Origin of the sequence: Paraburkholderia sp. BR10937 (assembly GCF_040965695.1) — a bacterium.
GTDB lineage: Bacteria > Pseudomonadota > Gammaproteobacteria > Burkholderiales > Burkholderiaceae > Paraburkholderia.
The window spans coordinates 115163-131818 of the sequence record NZ_JBFRCL010000025.1; the positions used below are offsets into that span (position 1 = coordinate 115163).

A 16656-nucleotide genomic window follows, 5' to 3' on the forward strand; every position below is an offset into this window, starting at 1 on the left:
GACGGCTTCACACGAACACCTTTCGCAGCCGGCTGGGTTGAGCGCGAAGATACTGCTTCGGCGCCCTGACCTGGGCTCCGAAGTGAGCGGCAGCGTGCCAGGGCCAGCGCGGATCGAAGAGCACCGCTCGGGCCAGCGCGATCAGATCGGCGTCTCCTGTGCGGAGGATGGACTCGGCTTGTTCGAATTCGGTGATCATGCCGACGGCGATGACAGGGAGCGTCGTCGCCTGCTTCACGGCCCGCGCGAAGGGAACCTGATAGCCGGGCCCGACCGGAATTTGCGCGGCCGGGTTCGAGCCGCCGCTCGAGACATTGACCGCCGCACATCCCCTGGCCTCCAGCGCGTGGACAAAGGCGATCGCGTCGTGCACGGACCACCCGTCGTCCACCCAGTCGGTCGCGGAGATCCGCATCGTCACGGGGCGCTCGTGCGAAAACGCGTCTCGCACGGCTTCGAACACCTCGAGCGGAAAACGCATGCGGTTTTCCAGCGAGCCGCCATACTCGTCGTCCCTGTGGTTCGAGAGCGGCGAGAGGAATTGATGGAGCAGATAGCCGTGCCCACCGAGGATTTGAATGAAGTTCAAGCCGAGCCGGGAGGCGCGTTGTGCGGCGGCCGCGAAGGCATCGCGAATGGCGGCCAGGCCGTCGCGGTCCAGCGCGGTGGGCGGTGTCTCTCCGGCCGCGAAAGCGAGCGGCGATGGGCCGTAGGTGTTCCAGCCATTCGCGCGGCCATGGGGAATCTGTGCGCCGCCGTCCCACAACTTCTGCCGCGAGCCTTTGCGGCCAGCGTGGTTGAGCTGGATGCCAACCGGCGTGTCGGACCAGCGCCGAACGCTCTGCAGCACGCGCGCCATCGCGACTTCGCTCTCGTCGGAATAGAGCCCCACGTCGCCATAACTCGTGCGGCCTTCGGGGGTGACCGCCGTCCCCTCGATGGTGAGCGCCGCCGCACCGGAAAGCGCCAGTTGGCCGAGATGAATCAGGTGCCAATCGTTCATCTGCCCGTCTTCGGCCGAGTACTGGGCCATCGGGGCGATCACGATGCGGTTGGCCAGGTTCAGGTTGCCGACTTGTATCGGCGTGAACAGCATGGGATGGCTCGAAGCGGTGCCGGTTGTTGCGCCGCTATTGGCGGCGACTTTGCCTGCGAGTGTGGACATGAAAATCTTCTGTCGGGTGATGAGTGACAGGTAGATCGTAGTGGTCACATGGCGGAGCGATAATTCGCAGATTCTTCATAAGGCCGATTCCCGATGGGAATAATCATGAATGGCGGCTTGCGGCCGCGCCTGAGCAGTTATGCTGTTCGTCAACGCAGGAGGCATGCATGGCAGAAACGTGGCAATTCCAGGTCCGCATCACCGTCGTGCCCGAGTTGGCCGATGCGCTGCGGGCGAGCCGCGCCTATGCGGGGCGCGATTTACTCGAAGCCGTCTTGCACGATTACGACGCCTCCCTGAAGTGCCAGTTCGACGCGTTCGCCGATTATGTCGAAGAGGCCGAGCGCGCCGGGCAGGACCGCTATCCGCTGTATCAATGGACGAAAGAGACGATCGCCAACCCCGGGAAAAAGGCGAAGTACCTGAAGTCGTTTGCGGTGTATGTTCGCGGTGCAGAGGTCTACGACCGGGCAAGCGCCGACGGGCTGTATGCGCGGCTCTCGGCCCTCGCTGGCCAGGTGGGCATCGAAAGCGTGAACCGGTTCGACACGAACCCGGCCAACAATCCGCAGCCCCCCGCGCGCACGTGAGACAGACGCTGAATTAGCACTCAGAACCGATGCTGAACGCCAGCCGTCATGCCTGTTTGCGTGTCGGCTGCACCGACGAGGTCGCGCGACAAGCCCACCTTCTGACCGTGCTGAGCCATTGCATATCCGCCGGAGACATAGAGCAGCGTCCGTTTGGAGAGCGAGTATTGCCCGCGCAGCGAGAACAGCGTCGGATCGGCGTCGCTCGCTCCTTTGATGTTCTGATGATAGATCGCGCCGAGCAGCGTGAAGTACGGGTTGAAATCGTACGAGCCGCCGATCCAGTACATATCGCTTTGCAGCGTTGCCGCCGCAGTCCTGAATGTCTTGCGATAGTTCCGGTAACCGGCCATCGCCTTCGCCGCGCCGAAGTCGTATGAAAGACCCGCGTGGATGCCCTGAATGTAGCGGGTCTGATCGACGGGCGTGACGCTGTCCGCCGCGCCGTTTTGTCGATCGTAGGTGACCACGGCAGCGAACGGACCGCCGGCGTAGCCGAGCGCGAAGTCGTATTTCGAACTCGTCTTCATGCTCCCCGGCACATTGCCGAACCCATACAGCCCGCCCAGCTTGATGCCGGAGAATTCGCCGTCGTAGCGCACGGCGTTGGCCGAGCGGGTGAACAGACCGTCTTTGCGGCCGCCCGTCGCACTCGATGATGTCGCCCATGAATAGTTCGGCGCATAGCCCATCGGATCGAACGGCAGCATGTAGTCGTACGTCACCGTGAAGGTGCGCCCGAGCGTCAACTGCCCGAAACGATTTTTCAGCCCGACCGTCGCGCGCCGGTCGAAGATTGCGCCGGGGCCGTCGTCGAAGGTGCCGTTGGCGATGTTGATGCCGCTCTCGAGCTGGAATACCGCCTTCAGCCCGCCACCCAGGTCCTCGACGCCGCGCAGACCCCAGCGCGACGTATTCTTGCCGCCCGAAACGAGCCGTGCAGAACCACCGTTCGCGCTGGTGTGATTCGCGTATTCGACGCCGGCATCGACGATCCCATAGAGGGTGACCGTCGATTGCGCCTGCGCGACGGCGGCGATGCCCGCGCATGCCAGACCCAGCATGATTGTTCTTGTGATGTGCGACTTCATTGTCTGCTCCCGGTTTCTGCGATGGATTCCGCTGGCGGCATGCGCCAACCCACGGTGACTGCAACTGCAAATGAACTTGAATGGCACGAGCCCCTTGTCAGCCCGCCTGGGCAAAGGCCCAGCAGTTGTTCGCCGGCAGTTCGAGCCAGTGCTCGCCGGCAGCGCGAGGTTGCATGCCGAAGGCACGCAAGCGCAGTTCGCCGCAATGGAACAGGTATTCCCAGCGATCGCCGAGAAACATCGACGTGACGAGTTCGGCGCGCAGGCGGTTCTGCCCGGGACCATCGACGACCTGAAGACGCTCGAGACGGATCACTGCTTCGACCGCCTGACCGGGCGTAAGCGCTTCGCGCGCGGACGCCCGCAACGTCCAGCCCGCGCCGCTCAATACAACATGGCCCGGTTCGACAGTGCAGACATGTCCTGCGAAGCGATTGTTGCTACCCATGAAATCGGCGGCGTACAGCGTGCGGGGCGAATCGTAGAGATCCGCCGGCGAGTCTTCCTGTTCGATGCGACCGTTGCGTAGCAGCAGGATGCGATCGGACATCGCCATGGCTTCGGTTTGGTCGTGGGTCACGCATAGTGCCGAGAGGCCGAGCGTGACGATCAACTCGCGCAGCCATGCGCGCGCTTCCTCACGAAGCTTCGCGTCGAGGTTCGAAAGCGGTTCGTCGAGCAGAATCACGGGCGGGTTGTACACGAGCGCTCTCGCGATGGCGACGCGCTGCTGCTGCCCACCCGACAGCTGATGGGGATAACGCGCAGCGAGAGCACCGAGGCCGAGTTGATCGAGCGCGGCCTGAACCCGACGCTTGCGCTCCGGGGCCGCCACGCCACGCAGCTTGAGCCCATAGCCGACGTTTTCGGCCACGGTGCGGTGCGGCCACAGGGCGTAGGACTGGAACACGAGACCGAGCGAGCGCTGCTCGACGGGCAGATCGATGCCGGCTGCGCCATCGAAGAAGACGCGTTCGTCCAGCTGGATGCGCCCTGATGAGGGCTGTTCGAGACCGGCCACCGCACGCAGCAGCGTGGTTTTGCCGCTGCCCGATGCACCGAGCAGACAGACGACTTCACCCGCCTTCAGTTCGAACGAGACGCCCTCGAGGATCGGATGCGCGCCATAGCTCAGATGGAGGTCGTTGACCGAGAGCTTATCCATGCAATTTCACTCCGAAGCGCAAGGCCACGGCAAGACCGGCGCCGACCATTGCGATGTTGATGACGGAAAGGGCGGCGACTTGATCGACAGACCCGGCTGCCCACAGCGAGACGAGCAAGGCGCCGATGACCTCGGTGCCGGGGGACAGCAGGTAGACGGCGGTCGAATACTCGCGCTCGAAGATCATGAAAATGAGTAGCCACGCCGCGAGCAGCCCGAAGCGCACGAGCGGCAGCGTGACGTCGAGGCTGACGCGCGCACGTGTGCCGCCGACGCTGCGTCCGGCCTCTTCGAGCTCGGGGCCGACCTGCAGCAGCGCGCTCTGGATCAGGCGCATGCCGTAGGCGGCCGCCGACGCTGCGTCCGGCCTCTTCGAGCTCGGGGCCGACCTGCAGCAGCGCGCTCTGGATCAGGCGCATGCCGTAGGCGAGCCACACAACGGTGTAGGCCACCCAGATACTCCACATCGAGTTCTTGAGTTCCTTGAGGCCGGGGACGAAGAGGAAGACCCACAGGAACGCCAGTCCGGCGAGCAGGCCTGGCACGGCGCGCGGCAGCAGCACGATGTAATCGAGCAGGCGCGCGGCCCAGTCATGCTGGCGATGGCCCGCGAAGGCGACCAGCGTGTAGAACCCGACCGCGAGCGCGCCGCCCAGCACGCCGATGCCGAAGGTGTTGAAAATGGCCCGCACCAGATTGCTGTGCTCGAACAGTTCGGAGAAGTTCTCGAGAGTCAACGTCTCGACGAGGTCCACGCCTTCGCCCCAGTGAGTGACGAAGGCCCGCAGCACGATGCCGGAAAGCGGCACGAAGATCGTGAGCAGCAACCAGAGCGCGACGACGGCAAGCGCGACCCAACGCCATGTACCGAGTGCCAGCACGGTCTGCCGCGTGGCCTTGCCCTTGAGCGCGACGAAGCGATTGGCGCTCCTGAGCAGATGCCGTTGCAGCAGCACGAGCGGAAAGGTCACGGCGATGATGCACACGGCGACCGCGGCCATCAGGTGATACGAGGGCACGCCGAGCTTGTTGGTGAGCTTGTAAAGGTAAGTGGCCAGCACGAGATGCCCTTCGGGGTCACCGAGGACGAGTGGCAGACCGAACACCTCGAAGCCGAGAAAGAACACCAGTACGCCGGCAAAGAGCAGCGCGGGCATACTCATGGGCAGGCTCACGTCGAGGGCCACGCGCAGCGGCCGGGCGCCCGAGACGCGCGCGGACTCCTCGACGTCGGAGCCCAGATTGCGCAACGCCGCCGCGGCATAAAGATAGACATGCGGCACGTGCGTCAACCCGACGATCACGGTGATCGCAAAGACCGAATACACGTTCCAGGGCGCGCTTTCCATGCCGGTCAACTGCTTCCACCAGATCGAGTAGAAGCCGGCCGGGCCTGCGGCGATCACGTAACCGAAGGCGAGCACCATCGGCGAAACGAAGATGGGCGTGAGCAGGACCGGTTCGAGCCAGCGGCGTCCCGCCAGATCGGTGCGCACCATCAGGAAGGCCAGGATGCCGCCGAGCGGAATGGAGATGAACAGCATGCCGCTCGCGATCGTGAAGGAGTTGCCCGCTGCCGCCCAGAAATCGGGGTCGGTGAAGATGAAGGCGAAGCCGGCCAGGCCGAAGGTGCGGCTCGCGTCAAAGAAGGGGGCGCTCAACAGACTCTGGAACACGATGAGCGCAACCGGCAGCGCGACAGCGACGGTCAGTACCGCGATGACGAGCCAGCGTAGCAAGCCAGCCAGGGGGCGCAGCGGCCCCTCGGGCAGCGCCGGAATGTCGTCTTTCTCCCTGGCATGGAGCGGCACCGCGGCCGGGATGGGCGCGCGTCGTGAAAGCATGAGGGTCCTCCTGCGGCACGCGGCCGCATATCGAAAAGGGAAACAGGGAGAGCGCACCGTGAAGCGCCCGGCGCTTCACGGCGTTCGCCGTGTCAGGCGTGCGCTAGCGCTTGATCGACTGTTGCCATTGCTTGAGAAATTCGAGGCGCTTGGCCTGGTCGAGATAGACGAGCAAGCCGGAACCGACCGGAATCGGCTTGAGCGAATCTCCGAGCTGCTCGGTCAAGCCGGCCATCGAAGTCTCGCCGGTCACGTCGGCGCGGATCGAGAAGAGGTTCGCTTCGTTCGCGATCAACGTTTGACCGCGTTTCGAGAGCACGTAGTCGACCCACAGACGCGCTGCATTGGGGTTCCGGGCCTTCTTCGAAATGGTAAGCAGGCGGCTGACCACCTGCGTGTAGTCCTTCGGGTAGACATAGCCGATGGATGGATCTTTTTTGGCCTTGCTATACGCATAGGATCCCAAAATATTGTAGCCAAGCAAATTTTCGCCGGAGGAGATGCGCTCCATCATGGCGCCGGTACTCGACTGCAGCTTCGGACCGGTCGCGCCGATCGCCCGCACGAGTGCCCACGTGACCTGAGGGTTCACGCGTGCATCCTGGGTCAGATAGTTGAAGCCGGTACCCGACTTTTCGATGTCATAGGTGGTGACCTTGCCCTGGTAGCGTGCCGGCTGGGTCTGTAGCAACTTGATCAGGTCGGCGCGCGTCTGCGGTACCTCGCCTGCCGGCATCAGGCGTTTGTTGTAGACAATCGCGAGCGGCTCGAAGGTCGTGCCCCAGGCCTGCTTCTGATATTGCGACCACGCCGGCAGATGCGGGGTCTCGGGCGACTCGTAGGTCGCCATCAGACCGTCGTTGACAAGCTTGATCTGCAGGTCCATGGCCGAACTCCAGAGCACGTCGGCGCTCGTGCTGCTCGCGGCGTCCTCGCTGATGAAGCGGTTGTAGATCTCGGTGCTGTTCATGTCGTTGTATTCGATTTTCACGCCATACAGGCTTTCGAAATCCTTGATGAGGGGCTTCGCGATGGCGGCATCCGTCGCGGCGTAGATGATCAGTTTTCCTTCTTTTTTTGCGGCTTCCACCGAGGCTTGATAGTGGCTCGGGTAGCCGGCAGGAACCTGCGCCCAGACCGGGCTGACGGTGAGTGCAAGAGCGAGCGTAGCGGCACGGCGTTTGAATGACATCGGCATGTCTTCCTCCAGGTCAAGACGGGCTTTTATCTTGTGTTGGCGAATGGTAAGGTCTGAATGCTTTCTGGATGCTTTCAGTCATGGCGTTAACTGGAAGGAAAACGAATGATTTTTCTCATGGATTTCCCTGGGGGCGGCGATGCGTGTTTTGCTTGTTGAAGACAACCCGATCCTGTCCCGTTCACTGACCGATGCGCTCTCCAGCGCGCATCTGACAGTCGACTGCATGCATGACGGCGAGTCCGCCGATCACGTGCTGCGCACCCAGGACTACGCGCTCGTGATCCTCGACCTCGGGTTGCCCAGGCTCGACGGTCTGGAAGTGCTGCGGCGGCTGCGCGCGCGCCGCAACACGGTACCGGTGCTGATTCTGACCGCGCACGGATCGGTGGAGGATCGCGTGCGCGGACTCGATTTCGGCGCCGACGACTATCTCGCCAAGCCTTTCGAACTGAGCGAACTCGAGGCACGTACGCGTGCGTTGATACGACGCAGCCAGGGGCAGGACTGTCTGCGCGTGGCCTGCGCAACACTCGTCTACGACGCCGCCGACCGCGGCTTCAGTCTCGAAGGCGAGCCGCTCCCGCTCACGCCGCGAGAGCGCGCGGTGCTCGAAGTGTTGATCCTGCGCAATGGCCGGGCAATCAACAAGGAGACGCTGTCGGAGAAGATCTTCGGCATCGACGAATCGGTGAATGCCGAGGCAATCGAAATCTATGTGCATCGGCTGAGAAAAAAGCTCGAAGGCAGTGCCGTGGCGATCGTGACGCTGCGCGGCCTCGGCTATCTGCTCGAAGCGAGGCAGGCATGCAGGCCCGCCTGAGGGCACCCGATCTGCGGATGCGGATGTCACTGTGGCTCCTGCTGCCACTGCTTGGCCTGCTCGCGCTGGATGCGTGGCTCACCTATCAGCGCGCAATCCAGTCGGCCCATGCCGCGTTCGACCGCACGCTCGAGTTTTCGCTGCGTTCGATCCGCGAGGGGGTGCATCTGCGCGAGGGGCGGGTCCATGTCGATCTGCCTTATCTCGCGCTGGAGATGTTCGAATCCAGCAACGACAGCAAGATCTACGCTGTCTTTTAGCAACCATAGATGTGTCAAATAAAGCGCCGGTCCTATCAGGCGCGACGCTTCGCCTTCGTTTGACACTCTCGAGTGTTCAGTCCCGCCTCTTCGCCGCCCAGCCCAATCCGCAAGGCGGACACACAGCGGCCGTCAAATTAGCTTCCCTTTGTTCTTCGACGAAAAGCGTCGCCACCTGACGCCCGCCGAACCTCCTCTCTCAGTGCGTACAGTTGTTCCTCGCTAGATTTCAAGTTTCGTGACAATTGCTCGTTCTCGTCTTGAGCCGCTCGCAGTTCTCCCTTGAGAGCTTTGCATTCGTGGAACAATTGTGCGTTCTCGCGCCTCATCGCTGCCAACTGTGCCGGCACCCCGCCTTCGACCTTATCGGCTTCCGCACCGTTTTCGTGGACTTTCTTATCGCGAAGTCTCCTCAGCTTCTTGATTTTCTCAATACGTCTTACGACCCATCGCCGGTCATCGGTGTAAAGAAGTCCCCGGGAACAACTTGCCATGCGAGCAACTTGTGCAACCGAAGCAGGCAACCCGGGGTCAGTGCGAATCTGCTGGAGCGCAGCTCTAAGAGCGACGGTTAGCTCGTGAAACTTGCTATCCCTGTCCTGCTCGAGTTCGGGTGTCATTTTTCATCCAGTTGCTTCAGCATGCCCGAGTAAGCGTCACTCAAGCGTTGCAACCGCTGGCCATCAACGAAGTCGCCGGAAGCGAGCAAATCGTCGCACTTTTGTAAGCGTATCTCGATTGCAGGACGGTTGTATGCCGGGACAACTGAGTTCGAGCAGTCGAAGGGATTGCACTGCAAATCGCCCAAACATGGCGGAGCGCTCGAATCGCGGTCATTCAATAAGTTAAGAGAACAGAATCCAATTCCGGAAGCATACACCGATACATGAGGTGCGATTTTTGATATGAACGCATCTCTCTCCTTTCCCTCTAAACCCATTCCAGCGAAGTACGCTTCTACCTTTTCTCGATGTTTGTCGGCTCCACCACCAGCGAACCCACTGCCCGCGCCATACAAACTGCTCACCTGCTCCTTCTTAACGCGAGAAACCGCGTCTACACCTACCACGGTTGAGAGCAGCGTTCTCGGATAGTTGCCATACCTGAGGGTAATGTTCGCTGGGAGACCGCGCAATGCGCTCTGGGATGTCACTGCGAGATGCTTCAACTGGATTGAAGCGTACGGCATCTTCACGTGCATGCGCGCCATCTGTTCGGCCAACCCTTCCCGGCATTGCTGAAGACTTAGTCTCCATTTCGAATACGGAGAGCTAAGGACGACCGACCGAAAAAAAGCCTTCACACTTCCAGCGACTCCGACCTGGTTCGGTGGCTTCGACACCTTGACACGGCGCCCTTTGAGCATCGTCGTTGGCTGTCGAGCGAGGAACACGGTGCCCGTAACACTCGAAAGTATCCTAAGGCACTTCATAGCATCAACGAGTGCGTCCGTCGCCACCCACTGGTCACAATCGACCGCATTCGCAAGCGGCTGGTGCTTCGAAACCGTAGACCGTATGAACGGCCGCCCATCCTTGAAAAACAATCCACTACGGCGTAGAAGTCTGAGTTCAGATACGCGCATTCCCGTGTAAAGCGCTACAAAGAGTAGAGCCGCACCGTGAACGAGTCGCAAATACGTGACGAATACACGCGGGTGCATCCCAAATTTGCTTTTAAATTCCCTGTTGAACGTCTTTCGTCTCCCATGACTCATCTTTTTTGCTCTCACCGCACGTGCGTAGGTCTCATACGAGTTGAGCGCCCCCAAAAGCGTCCCCGTGCACGGTGCTGCTTCGTCAACTGGCAAAATCTTTTCCGCTTCCGGATTAGCCACCGGCTCGTTGATAAGATTCAAGAAAACTAGCACGGTCCTCTGTGATACGTTCGACAGCAAACCGAACAGTTCCGACGGTAGTCCAACTGTTGTATTCGTGGTAGTACGCCTCGACTGCGCCCGTCGTAGGGTCTCCAATTTCAATGACACTTCGCCCCCAAACAGATACTCGCCCGTTCGGGGATGCGCCATTTTTTTCAAAATCGCACAGAGCAAACCCTTTGATTTTGCGGAATCGAGTAAGGATTTCCACTCGAGCGCAGTTACATCTGATAAATAGCATATGTGCTCCAGCTTCAAAACTTTCCTCATCGCCCCAATTAGACCCTTGATTTCCTTTACAATCGTTTTTGGGGTCACACCACGTTTCGTAGCAAAGACAAAACTCTTCTTTAGACAGACGTAGGTTAAGGCCTTCAGGTCCAGAATAAGACTCCCCCTTAAATCTCCTCGATACTCGCGCCAATTAATCTCCACATCCCCCCGGTGGTTAAGCATGCCTCTGAGACTTGTGTCGTGGAATGACCAAATGTCATGGGAGAATACAGTTCCGCGCGCAATATATGTATTCGCCGAAATCTTCCCTTGGGGGTGAGAGATGGTCGATTCAACCGATACAGGCGCTACCGCCTCGAGAAGCCTAATGGTAGAGGAAGTCATCATAGATAGCGTCCACGTATTTATTAACCTTCCCCTCGCCAAGCTTTAGAGTACTCGGGGAAAAAATAAAATCCGGTGCGAGTATTTGACGCAGCACCGAAATCTGCCTCAAATACAGCCGCTCCCGCATGGGCTCGCTCCCGAGGCCTTTGTCCAGCTCAAGCTCCAACTCGTAGAGATGCTTGAACAATTTCGGTATAAATTCCTCAGTTATAACGATGTGCTTACAAGTAAGGCACATGCTGAAATACCCGCACGCCTTCCCTTCTTCGTAATTTGTAGCTCTCCTGATAACCTCCGGCGGGTTAAACGGGTCGCGGCAGCCACAGAGGCCACTCGTAGGGAATATCCGTATAACGTCCCGCTCGTTAGATTTCCGGCGAACGGCTTCCTCTGCCTCCCGGTGATTTCTTCGAATTTGTTCGAGTTGGGCCCGCATTTCAATTTCGAACTTTGCCTCCAATCCGTGCTTATCAAGATACATAGCCGTCGTAATTACGGAGCGGTGACCCATAACCACAGAAATATCGAAGATATCAAATCCACGCTTGACCATTTCCGTAACAAGCGTCGGTCGGAATCGGCTAATGTTAACTACGTCCTCGGGATTCTTGATGTTTCGCTTTTTTCCGTTAAAGAAAAATTTCAAAGTCCAAGTTGCAACTATGTTCGCAGTGAGTGTCCCCACTTGCCCTACTCTTACTCCCCCGCCGCGCATTTCGTAAAGAAACAGAAGATTCCTCGATTTCACGTTGGCCCTATCAACCAAGGGGGCAGTCAGTGTAAGGATGGCGTTGATAGTCTTCTCAACGATTAGACTCTGTTTGATACCCAGAGGCCCTACAGCCTTAACAAGAACATCATTCTCAGTCGAGGCGTCAGATATCTCATTGTCGTCAAGGTAAGCCACGGGTAGTCGCTTCTCGCCAGTTGAGCGCAACTTCCAGTACACGATGTAGTTTTGTCCGGTCAAGGCGTCGTTTTTTACGAAGCAGTCCCGCGGAAGAGTAAATAAACTCTCGGCATTCAAACCCGTCTCGCTCGCTAGTTTATATAGGAGTGGAATCACGGCGTCACCGTCTATGTACAGCGCAAGCCCCATTGAACGATACCAAGACTCCACATCTCCATACCTAACTCTCACTTCCTTAGCGAGCGCCTTGCATTTTTGACCCAATTCTTTGCTTCGAAGCGGCTTGCATTGCATGACATTCTCAAAATACCAGACCATGTCATCTGCGTTCGAAAATGACGTTGGTTTGAAGCGTGGGTCTTCTCCTTCGGAAAGAGTTTCGCTCTCATCTCCGAATTTCTCTTCGGCCTTTGCCATTTCAAGAAACGCGGTCCATCTGCCAAAAACCTTCGCGACCGTTTGATAGAATTGCGGGTGTCTGCGCGCAACATCTCGCCGGGTGATAGACGGGTCGCGCACAACGTGTGACCAGTACCAAAAGAGGTCCTCCCGTTTATGGAATGTCGAAGGCTTTCCAATTGGCGACTTTCCCTTACCAGTCACTTTGTAACCACCACAGACACGAAGCGACCATTGAATTGCTGGCTGCAACGCGCCTAAGACTACTTCAAGTTCCTTCTGCGAGTATGCAGACCGGGCGGAAGTAGCGCGTTTTCCTTGAGGACGGCTCAGGCCGAACACCTCGACATCGATAAACTTGTGCGCATATGCGTGGCCCATAATCGCCTTCATGCCGCCAACTATTGCGCTTAGCGAAAATGGTGCCAGTGAGCCATCGACACCGGCTGGGTTCTCCTCTTCAATCCACCGCTGAAAATCAGCAAGCGCGTCTTCGCCCCAGTCGAGTACGACATTCAGCAGGTGTTCGTCCCCTCGCGTCTCCCGGATAAAATTTTTGTAATACTTTGCGCCATAGTTCACCTTCGCACGTTGGCTGAATCCAGCGCTTTCCTCTATACGAGCAACAAGATAGTCGAGTTGCGCGAAGGGCGCGTCTGGAGTCGGAGCAGGAAGGTGACGCTTGATGCGTTCGTCGAGTTTCATGCTGCGACGTGCCCCCTGCGCTCCAGATGCTTCCTCGGCGCGATGAAGGTTTCAAAATCGATTCGCTTTGCTTGCTCATACTTGCTGAAGTGGTTGTCCTTCGATTCGACGGACCGCCGAGGTACCATCGTGGCGTATGGTTCGCCGGATTTCAGCGAGCTATGACATAGGCATTGCATGAGGAGAATTCTACGTTCCATATAGTCGGCGCCCATATCGATGGAACGCAAAACGTTGCAGGCAAATGAATGACGCAATACGTGTGGACTTATCTGTACATGCCTCTTTTTCCCAGTGCCATTGTCAAAGTGACGTGGCGCTTCAAGATTAAGCCCAGCGCGGGACGCCGCTCTCCTCATCTGCTGCGTGAGATTCTGCCTAGTCCAGGGTCGGCCGTTTGCAGAAAGGAATACAAGATTCGTCTCCGAGTGCCGAGAGGCATAGCGTTTCTTATAGGCGACGTCATTATTGTGATATCGCTCTATGCGCGCCAACACCGGAGTCGAAATTAACGTCACTTGGTCGCGTGCGTGGCCCTTCTTCTGCTTGTTCGCTGCAAGTTGCATGGGGAGGTACCCGCTGTCCGCTGCTACCTCCAAAGGCAGCGAGCGATTAGTTAGCTTGATGACCTGCTCTATCCGGGGGCCACAGTCGAAGATGAAATGCAGAACACACCGTTCGCACTCGTTGTGGCAGTTTTTAAGAATAGCGATTATTTGCTCCTCGGAAAGTTCCTTCGGTAGGTGGCAATATCTACCGTTGGTAATTTTCTTATTTGCTCTGTATGGTCCGTCCTTCAAATCTCGATGTAGCTCCCCGTCGGACTCGCTCATGAAAGTCAGGAGATTGAACAGTGTCATCTCACGAGAGTGCGCCGTTGTTTGCTCATGATTCATTTTGACGAGTTCGTAGTTGACGTATTTCTGCACGTGCTCGCGATTCATGATTTGTAGCTTGTCATCAAAAGGGAGCATCGGAAATATCTCGCATGCCTGCATTCCGTCTGCTACGTAACATATGTTTCTTGCGTGCAGCGCTAGCGAGGAATCCTTGTGCTCAGCTTTCGTGAGCCATAAGGTAGGGGTTCGCATTATGCGCCCGTCGACATCAAAGATAGTGATTCTCTGCTTTCCTTCAATTGTCTCTATCAGAGGATAGGCGGACCCTTTCTCGTTCCGCAGATTTTGTCTCCGTCGCTGGCGTTCCATCAGCTTCCTCCGAAAGCCTCCTATCAAGCAAGGTGGCGGGGTTCCCTAAGCAGTCTTGGATACTTCGCGCTCCAGATGTCATCATGCGACCGATTCATTCAGATTGTTCAAGAGGGATTTCCCCAGCTACCCACGAAATCGTGATACAATCATCTTGGAAAACTCATATTTAAACTAAAAAAAATCTACATCTGCTGTTGATTTATAAACAGTGTGTAGATGAGATTCCCAGCGCATCGACCACTATTTTTTTGGTGTGAGTCAATTTTGGCGCGGGCGCGGACGGTCACAACGACGTTCGACACTTCGAGCCAATTCTCTTGGTAAAGAACGCTGGCTCATATTTTCTACATTGTTCTTAGTTGGTTTTTCGCAACAGTTTCGATACAAACTCTTTACGAACGTCACTGCCGACACACGCCTTCAAAAAGGAGCGCAGTCACGGTGAATTTTCGAGTGAGTTTTTTTGTGAAATTGCCTCTTTTCATATTGATATTGACGAATTTGTCGCCTACGCTGAGGCCACGGGTTCGCCTATCCGTTTGTCTGGTGAACCTCATCGGACCCCTCGTTATCGGGGCGATACCAAACGTAGGTGAAGGAGATAAGCGCGATGCGTTCATTTTCCCCACATGGGCTGAGACGTCTTTTGGTGCAACAGATTTTCCGATACTCACTCGGCGAGCGTGTGCTGTCCGATTTCATTCGACAGCGTAGCGGCGAGCAACTTGGGCACAATTTTTCCTCTTCAACCGATTCGTACCTCGCGATGGAGAACGGCTGTGAGGGATACCAGATAACTAGAAAGCTGAATGCATTTCTCGCGCTTATGCGTGGAAGTCGGGCCGGCGCGTTGGTCGAGCCTCTCGACTTAGAGCCCGAGTTCTCATTTCTCCCGACAAGAATCGGCAGGTGTAGGCAGTCACTTCTATGCCCCCACTATTCGGAACCATGCTTGGGGTACGGCATGGCGCCTTCGCGCTGGGATGATTCCGTGTGGGACATTGCCTCCGATGAACGAGTAGATACCACAGCTGCCGCGGCTCCCGGGCTATTTCGTCAGCATCATGACCTCAACCCGGTTGACGCTCTTTGCGCACACCTCAGTGCGCTCGAGGAGCAACTGCGTTCCTGAGAGTTGTCAGTGGCACATCGAGCGGTGTCCGTGCAATCGAGGCGTCGCGGTGTAACAAGCCCGATGGCGCAGCGAGAGCGACTTCATTGCGATGGTCGGGTCTTGTGGGCAAAATATTCGAGTCGAAAGACACAGCCGTCACATAGCGAAGAGGAATTTTGATTGGAATGTCGAAGTAAGTCCCGCTCCGGCGCCTCCTAGTACCTGCTCGGGTATATATTTCGACTACACCTTGTTCGCCTTGCAATCAGGACGCGTTGACCTCGACGTCTATCGACACTTGAATTCGCGAGGTTGTGATGAGCGAGGATTCGAACGTCCGATACATATGTTTTTCCTGCGGCCAGTGGTTCGGTGGCCGCTTGTTTGCAATATCAAGGGAGTTTCAGCGAATCCGATTTACCGTGGACGGCCCAGAGGTGGACGTCGAAGACTGGGAGAACTTCGAATATTATTGTTCGGCGTCTTGCCTCGAGGCTCGCAAAGAGTTGGTGATGGAACGTGTCGGCGTGCCAATCCGTCCCACAAGTATCGGCCCCATCGAGAAATGTGCGAAGTGTCGCTGTGTCCTCCGTAGAACGAACTTTAACTTGGCGTATGTTGAGGCGGAGTATAGTGACAACACTATGGATGGAAAATTTATGGTCCGCTCCAACGTCTTGTCTATTGTCTGCGTCATATGCAATCCAGACTGTCCTTTTTAGGAACGACCGGGAGGCATGTGCGACGAGAGATTTGTTTAGTATGTCGACTGCACCCTATCGCGCATCATACTCAACTGCACGCGCGGCGTGTCAAGAATCCGTTCGAGTCAGCCCTTTCCGACCGACTGTTTTTGATACTCCGTTTCTGTTCATTCCCTTAGCCTACTTGATGACACAAAGAAGATTGGCGCTCGTAGACGGACGATAGGAGGCTCACACATGTACTGTGGCGATACACGCTGGTTCACTTTTTTCCCACCATCCGTCAGTGCAACCAAGAGAATTGCCGAAAGGTTGCGCGAAATCGCCCCGCTCGACCTGAGCCCGTCCCGCGCTTTGGATGTGACTGCAATTTGTTTTGGCTACGCCTCGTATCAGGACCTCGTCGAATATCTAGCCTTCGATTGGGCGTACCCACACAAATGGGACGACGAGCTGGATGCGAAAACGCGGTCGGAGCGCGTGAACCTGCAGACTACTGCACTGGCGAGCTGTCTGAATGTCCAGAGTAAAATTGCCGCTGAAATAGTCAGCCGTTGGAGGCCAACCGCGCGAACTGATTGGATAGCGACGTACGACGTTCAGGAACGCATGGACGAGGGTGAGAGAGAGTTAGTGCTACTTGGGCCGGGACGGGACGCGGACTACATGACTTGCCTACGCGCAACGTTTTATGAACGCCCTGCTGCTCCAAGAGAAGAGGTGGTGTTCCGTATCGCAGTCGATGACTCACAATCTGCAAGCGCAGAATCTGGTAACGTCGAAATTCCGGCATCCTCCAGCCCGCGACTTCTCTTGTCAAAATCTGAAATGACGCGCAGGGCGAGGGACCTAGCAGGTTGCGGAAATACCCCTCGACGGGCAGCGGCCTTCCACGATTTACGCGCCCACTGCCGCTAAATCTTTCGCATTGTGCAATTTCAACGCGAATCAACCTTTTTAAAGCGCTGTGAGGCCGA

The 16656-nt window shown here is 57.4% G+C and carries 10 protein-coding genes and 2 pseudogenes; 3 read left to right on the forward strand and 9 right to left on the reverse strand.

The window, feature by feature from the left end; genetic code table 11:
* Positions 1-7: 7 nt before the first annotated feature.
* Positions 8-1096: an NADH:flavin oxidoreductase/NADH oxidase gene (locus AB4Y44_RS21600; protein ID WP_368700839.1), complete on the reverse strand. Its 1089-nt coding sequence runs from the start codon at positions 1094-1096 to the stop codon at positions 8-10.
* A gap of 236 nt (positions 1097-1332) precedes the next feature.
* Between AB4Y44_RS21600 and AB4Y44_RS21605 the strand changes: the two genes are divergently transcribed.
* The gene (locus tag AB4Y44_RS21605; RefSeq protein WP_368700840.1) at positions 1333-1755 is read left to right on the forward strand and encodes a hypothetical protein; all 423 of its coding nucleotides are present in this window, start codon (positions 1333-1335) and stop codon (positions 1753-1755) included.
* 20 nt (positions 1756-1775) lie between these two features.
* Here the strand turns inward: AB4Y44_RS21605 and AB4Y44_RS21610 are convergent, their stop codons facing one another.
* From AB4Y44_RS21610 to AB4Y44_RS21625, 4 genes and pseudogenes are all read right to left on the reverse strand, one after another.
* Positions 1776-2846 (reverse strand): porin, encoded by a 1071-nt coding sequence (locus AB4Y44_RS21610; protein ID WP_368700841.1) that lies wholly within the window; start codon positions 2844-2846, stop codon positions 1776-1778.
* Between the two features lie 97 nt (positions 2847-2943).
* Complete coding sequence (locus AB4Y44_RS21615) at positions 2944-4011, reverse strand: ABC transporter ATP-binding protein (protein WP_368700842.1); 1068 nt, start codon at positions 4009-4011, stop codon at positions 2944-2946.
* Positions 4004-5822, reverse strand: a pseudogene (locus AB4Y44_RS21620) (ABC transporter permease). Before AB4Y44_RS21620 ends, AB4Y44_RS21615 begins: the two are co-directional and overlap by 8 nt.
* 136 nt (positions 5823-5958) lie before the next feature.
* On the reverse strand, positions 5959-7053 hold the full coding sequence (locus AB4Y44_RS21625) for an ABC transporter substrate-binding protein (protein WP_368700843.1): 1095 nt from the start codon (positions 7051-7053) through the stop codon (positions 5959-5961).
* A gap of 139 nt (positions 7054-7192) precedes the next feature.
* Between AB4Y44_RS21625 and AB4Y44_RS21630 the strand changes: the two genes are divergently transcribed.
* Together AB4Y44_RS21630 and AB4Y44_RS21635 are read left to right on the forward strand one after the other, a co-directional pair.
* Entirely contained in the window at positions 7193-7876 is a 684-nt protein-coding gene (locus AB4Y44_RS21630) for a response regulator (RefSeq protein ID WP_368700844.1), read from the forward strand.
* Positions 7873-8124, forward strand: a pseudogene (locus tag AB4Y44_RS21635) (sensor histidine kinase N-terminal domain-containing protein); the annotation flags it as partial. The gene AB4Y44_RS21630 and the pseudogene AB4Y44_RS21635, both read left to right, overlap by 4 nt.
* A gap of 149 nt (positions 8125-8273) precedes the next feature.
* On the opposite strand, the gene AB4Y44_RS21640 reads toward AB4Y44_RS21635, so the two are convergent.
* Genes AB4Y44_RS21640 through AB4Y44_RS21655 form a run of 4 tightly spaced genes read right to left on the reverse strand, consistent with a single transcriptional unit; the run spans position 8274 to position 13858 of the window.
* Positions 8274-8756, reverse strand: coding sequence for a hypothetical protein (locus AB4Y44_RS21640; protein WP_368700845.1), 483 nt, complete (start codon positions 8754-8756; stop codon positions 8274-8276).
* Positions 8753-10636, reverse strand: coding sequence for a hypothetical protein (locus tag AB4Y44_RS21645; RefSeq protein ID WP_368700846.1), 1884 nt, complete (start codon positions 10634-10636; stop codon positions 8753-8755). Before AB4Y44_RS21645 ends, AB4Y44_RS21640 begins: the two co-directional genes overlap by 4 nt.
* A complete protein-coding gene (locus tag AB4Y44_RS21650) occupies positions 10614-12650 on the reverse strand; it encodes a hypothetical protein (protein WP_368700847.1) in 2037 nt (678 codons plus the stop codon). Before AB4Y44_RS21650 ends, AB4Y44_RS21645 begins: the two co-directional genes overlap by 23 nt.
* Positions 12647-13858, reverse strand: coding sequence for a tyrosine-type recombinase/integrase (locus tag AB4Y44_RS21655; protein WP_368700848.1), 1212 nt, complete (start codon positions 13856-13858; stop codon positions 12647-12649). Before AB4Y44_RS21655 ends, AB4Y44_RS21650 begins: the two co-directional genes overlap by 4 nt.
* Positions 13859-16656 lie beyond the last annotated feature (2798 nt).

What these genes read in the sequence shown, in the direction of transcription:
- AB4Y44_RS21600 (WP_368700839.1), bottom strand. Translation starts at nt 1,096, where the DNA reads ATGCTGTTCACGCCGATACAAGTCGGCAACCTGAACCTGGCCAACCGC.
- AB4Y44_RS21630 (WP_368700844.1), top strand. Translation starts at nt 7,193, where the DNA reads ATGCGTGTTTTGCTTGTTGAAGACAACCCGATCCTGTCCCGTTCACTG.
- AB4Y44_RS21645 (WP_368700846.1), bottom strand. Translation starts at nt 10,636, where the DNA reads ATGATGACTTCCTCTACCATTAGGCTTCTCGAGGCGGTAGCGCCTGTA.
- AB4Y44_RS21625 (WP_368700843.1), bottom strand. Translation starts at nt 7,053, where the DNA reads ATGCCGATGTCATTCAAACGCCGTGCCGCTACGCTCGCTCTTGCACTC.
- AB4Y44_RS21615 (WP_368700842.1), bottom strand. Translation starts at nt 4,011, where the DNA reads ATGGATAAGCTCTCGGTCAACGACCTCCATCTGAGCTATGGCGCGCAT.
- AB4Y44_RS21650 (WP_368700847.1), bottom strand. Translation starts at nt 12,650, where the DNA reads ATGAAACTCGACGAACGCATCAAGCGTCACCTTCCTGCTCCGACTCCA.
- AB4Y44_RS21610 (WP_368700841.1), bottom strand. Translation starts at nt 2,846, where the DNA reads ATGAAGTCGCACATCACAAGAACAATCATGCTGGGTCTGGCATGCGCG.
- AB4Y44_RS21655 (WP_368700848.1), bottom strand. Translation starts at nt 13,858, where the DNA reads ATGGAACGCCAGCGACGGAGACAAAATCTGCGGAACGAGAAAGGGTCC.
- AB4Y44_RS21640 (WP_368700845.1), bottom strand. Translation starts at nt 8,756, where the DNA reads ATGACACCCGAACTCGAGCAGGACAGGGATAGCAAGTTTCACGAGCTA.
- AB4Y44_RS21605 (WP_368700840.1), top strand. Translation starts at nt 1,333, where the DNA reads ATGGCAGAAACGTGGCAATTCCAGGTCCGCATCACCGTCGTGCCCGAG.